Source organism: Promineifilum sp. (SeqCode), from assembly GCF_041918635.1.
Taxonomy (GTDB): Bacteria; Chloroflexota; Anaerolineae; order Promineifilales; family Promineifilaceae; genus Promineifilum.
Window position 1 is genome coordinate 1 of sequence record NZ_JAYRVJ010000299.1, and the last position, 4,294, is coordinate 4,294.

At 63.1% G+C, this 4,294-nt stretch carries 5 protein-coding genes; all 5 read left to right on the forward strand.

The annotated features are described in order from the left end of the window. Nucleotides 1-286 precede the first annotated feature (286 nt). The 5 genes from ACE3UY_RS09730 (at nucleotide 287) to ACE3UY_RS09750 (ending at nucleotide 4,277) form a co-directional block, all read left to right on the forward strand. Complete coding sequence (locus ACE3UY_RS09730; protein WP_374687346.1) at nucleotides 287-529, forward strand: four helix bundle protein; 243 nt, start codon at nucleotides 287-289, stop codon at nucleotides 527-529. 190 nt (nucleotides 530-719) lie between these two features. After that, entirely contained in the window at nucleotides 720-1,526 is an 807-nt protein-coding gene (locus ACE3UY_RS09735) for an SDR family oxidoreductase (RefSeq protein WP_374687347.1), read from the forward strand. A gap of 67 nt (nucleotides 1,527-1,593) precedes the next feature. After that, a complete protein-coding gene (locus ACE3UY_RS09740; RefSeq protein ID WP_374687348.1) occupies nucleotides 1,594-2,091 on the forward strand; it encodes a KdsC family phosphatase in 498 nt (165 codons plus the stop codon). A gap of 181 nt (nucleotides 2,092-2,272) precedes the next feature. Continuing rightward, nucleotides 2,273-3,175: an N-acetylneuraminate synthase family protein gene (locus ACE3UY_RS09745; RefSeq protein ID WP_374687349.1), complete on the forward strand. Its 903-nt coding sequence runs from the start codon at nucleotides 2,273-2,275 to the stop codon at nucleotides 3,173-3,175. Next, a complete protein-coding gene (locus tag ACE3UY_RS09750; RefSeq protein WP_374687350.1) occupies nucleotides 3,162-4,277 on the forward strand; it encodes a hypothetical protein in 1,116 nt (371 codons plus the stop codon). The genes ACE3UY_RS09745 and ACE3UY_RS09750 overlap by 14 nt, the downstream gene beginning before the upstream one ends. Nucleotides 4,278-4,294: the final 17 nt, after the last annotated feature.

The window sequence follows — 4,294 nt, forward strand, 5'->3', positions numbered from 1 at the left end:
CTGGCCGAACTGAAGGGCGCGCTGGAAGAAGGCGACCTGGCCTCCCGCCTGCGCGGCACGCCCGTCCAGCCCGTCTTCCGGCGGACGGATAGTTTTAACTTGAAACCGGCGCGGTAGTTGGCAGTTGGCAGTTGGCAGTTGGCAGTTGTTAGTTGTCAGTTGTCAGTTGGCAGTTGTCAGTTGGCAGCACACAACTGAGAATAGGAAGCGCAGCCAATGTGGCGCATATAGGGAGGCTAGTGGCTGGGGCGCGACACTTCGCGCCTAAACCGACGAGCGAAGTGATATGGCTGTTCTGAGCTATCGGGAGCTTATTGTCTGGCAGAAAGCGATGGACCTTGTGTTGAATGTCTACGAAGTCACGCGAGCGTTTCCGCGCGAGGAAGCGTTTGGTCTGACGAGTCAGTTGAGGTGCGCGTGTATTTCGGTTCCTTCAAATATCGCGGAAGGACAAGGGCGTCACTCGGTCAAGGAGTTCGTGCGTTTTCTTGAGATCGCCCACGGCTCTTTACAAGAAGTTGAAACGTAAATCATGATTGCGCACCGGCTCTGCTACATCGACGAAACGCGAACGCAGACCTTGCTGGCTCAATGCTCAGAAGTTGCCCGGCTACTCAATGGTCTCCGCCGTTCAATTCGGGAATAGCGATTCACTCTGGTATCTACCTCTGACCGACAACTAACCGCTGACAACCGTCAACTAACAACTGACAACTGACATGACAAACCTCTTCTCACTGGACAACAAAACCGCCGTCGTCACCGGCGCGCTGGGGCTGATCGGGCGGCGGCATTGCGAGGCGCTCGCCGCCTATGGGGCGAACGTCATCGTCGCCGACCTGGAAGCCGAGGCGTGCGCCGCTTTCGCCGCCACGCTGCCGGCGCCTGCCCTGGGCTGCGCGCTGGATGTGACCGACCCGGACGCCATCACTGCCCTGCGCGACGCGGCGCTGGCCCGCTTCGGCCACCTGGACGTGCTGGTGAACAACGCCGCCATCAACGACATGTTCGAGTCGCCGGCCATGGCCGCCGAACAGTCGCGCTTCGAGAGCTACCCGTTGGCGATGTGGCAGAAGTCGCTCGACGCCAACGTGACCGGCGTCTTCCTCTGCTCCCAAATCCTGGGCGCGCCGATGGCCGCGCAGGGGCGAGGCAGCATCATCAACGTCGCCTCGACCTACGGCATCGTCGCCCCCGACCAGTCGCTCTACCAGACGCCCGACGGCCGGCAGCCCTTCTACAAGTCGCCCGCCTACCCGACGACCAAGGGCGCGGTCATCGCCTTTACCCGCTTCCTGGCCGCCTACTGGGGGAGCGCGGGCGTGCGCGTCAACACCCTCTCGCCCGGCGGCGTGGAGAACAACCAGCATGAGTACTTTGTGCGCAACTACTCGGCGCGGACGATGCTCGGTCGCATGGCCCTGCCGACCGACTATCAGGGCGCGCTCGTCTTCCTCGCCTCCGACGCTTCGGCCTACATGACCGGGGCGAATCTGGTGGTGGATGGCGGCTGGACGGCCTGGTGAAATAGTGGTCAGTGGTCAGTGGTCAGTGATCCGTACGCTGACCACTGTCCACTGACCACTGACTACTATGGACGACCTCACCCGCCGCGCCCGCGCCATTCGCTTCCTGCTGACCGACAGCGACGGCGTGCTGACCGATAACGGCGTATACTACTCAGAGCGGGGCGAAGAGATGAAGCGCTTCTCCATCCGCGACGGCATGGGCGTCGAGCGGTTGCGGCGCTTTGCCGGGGTGGACGTGGGTATCATCACCGGCGAGCGCTCGGGCGCGGTGCAGCGGCGGGCGGAGAAGTTGATGATCACGGAGTTGCATCTGGGCATTCGCGACAAGGCAGCCGTGCTGCGCGACATCCTGGAGCGGCGCGGACTGACGGCCGAACAGGTAGCGTTCATCGGCGACGACACCAACGACGTGGAGATCATGGGGCTGGTGGGTCTGGCCGGCTGCCCGGTCGACGCCACGCCCTTCGCGCAGGCCGCAGCCCACTACGTCTGCCCCAGCCGCGGCGGCTATGGAGCGTTTCGCGACTTCGCCGAGCTTATCATCGCCGCAAAGCAAGAGTAGTCATCCACAGATTTGGCAGATTCGGCAGATTGAAGAAGAATCTTATGCAGAGAGCGCCAAGCGCACTAAGCGATACTTCTTGGCGTTCTTGTCGCGCTTGGCGCTCTTTGCGTGAGCCTCTTAATCTGCCCAATCTGCGGATGATTCCTCTGCGTATGTACTGGAGAAGGCATCTATGAGTATGAACAGCGTCGTAGACATCGGCCGCCGCCGCATCGGCGAGGGGGAGCCAGTCTACATCATCGCCGAGATCGGCATCAACCACAACGGCTCGCTCGACCTGGCCCGCAAGCTCATCGACGGGGCCATCTTCGCCGGGGCCGACGCGGTCAAGTTCCAGAAGCGCACGCCGGAGTTGTGTGTGCCGCGCGACCAGTGGCGCCTCGAACGCGACACCCCCTGGGGCCGCATCACCTATCTGGAGTACCGCCACAAGGTCGAGTTCAGTTACGAGCAGTACCGCAACATCGACCGCTACTGCCGGGCGCGCGGTCTGGACTGGTTTGCTTCTTGCTGGGATGAGGAGGCGGTGGACTTCATGGAGCAGTTCGACACGCCGCTCTACAAGGTCGCCTCGGCCACGCTGACCGACCTGGCACTGCTGAGCAAACTGAAGGCGACCGGTCGTCCGATCATGCTCTCCACCGGCATGTCGGAGATGTGGCAGATTCAGCAGGCCGTTGACTTGCTGGGGCCGGACAAGCTGATGATCGCCCACGCCACCTCCTCCTACCCCTGCCCGCCGGAGGAGTTGAACCTGCGCATGATCCCGACGCTGAAGGCCGCCTTCCCCAACATCCCCATCGGCTACTCCGGCCACGAGGTCGGGCTGGCCCCGACGTGGGCGGCCGTCACCCTGGGGGCAACCTTCGTCGAGCGTCACATCACGCTCGACCGGGCCATGTGGGGCACCGACCAGGCGGCGTCGGTCGAAGTGATGGGCTTCCACAACCTGGTGCGCAACATCCGCGACATCGAGCGCTCGCTCGGCGACGGCGTGAAGCGTATCTACCCCAGCGAACTGGCCGTCATGAAGAAGCTCCGCCGGGTGAATAGCAACGAGCCAAGCCATGCAAATTCGTAAGCTGGACACGACACAGAAGCGGGAGCGGGCGCGCTTCGTTGACTTCGCCTTTGACCTTTATCGGGACGCGCCGTTGTGGGTTCCGCCCCTGCGCGGCGACGCCATGAACATCCTGGACGCCAGCAAGCACCCGTTCTACGAGCACTCGGTGGCCGACTTCTTCGTGGCCGAGGCGGACGGGCGGGTGCTGGGTCGCGTCGCCATGCTGGAAAACCGCAACTTCAACGCCCATCACCACAGCCAGGCGGCCTTCTTTGGCTACTTCGAGACGGTCGAGGACATCGAAGTGGCGCGGGCGCTGTTGCGCACAGCCAAGGAGTGGGCCGCCGCGCGCGGGCTGGATACCATCCTCGGCCCGCGCGGCGTCATCGGCATCGATGGCAGCGTGCTGGTGGAGGGGTTCGAACACCGGCCGGCTATTGGCATCCCCTGGAACTACCCCTACTACGACGCCTTCATCCGCGACTCCGGCTTCGAGAAGGACACCGACTACCTGTCCGGCTACGCGCGGGGCGACATAGTCCTCCCGGAGCGCCTGTACCAGATCGCCGCGCGGGTCAAGGAGAAGCGGGGCTTCTGGATCAAGACGTTCCGCTCGCGGGCCGAGATTCGCGCCTGGATTCCCAAGGCGATGGAGATTCACCGCCAGGCGATGAGCACCCTGCACACGTACTACCCGCCGACCGAGGCGGAGACCAACGCGGTCATCGGCTCGCTGCTGACCATCGTCGATCCGTCGCTCATCAAGCTGGTGATGAAGGGGGACGACATCGCCGGCTTCATCATCGCCTACCACGACGTGTCGGCCGGCCTGCAGAAGGCTAAGGGGCGGCTCTTTCCATTCGGCTGGATTCACATCCTGCTCGACCGGCAGCGGACGGAGTGGGTCAACGTCAACGGCCTGGGGCTGCTACCGCAATACCGTGGGCTGGGGGCCAACGCCATGCTCTACACCGAGTTGCGCGACACCATCGCCGCCCACGGTTTCAAGCACGTGGATACCGTGCAGGCCAACGAAACCAACTTCAACAGCACGTCCGACCACGAGACGCTGGGGGTCAAGTGGTACAAGCGCCACCGGCACTATAAGCTTTCTCTATAAAGAGAAGAGCTCACGCA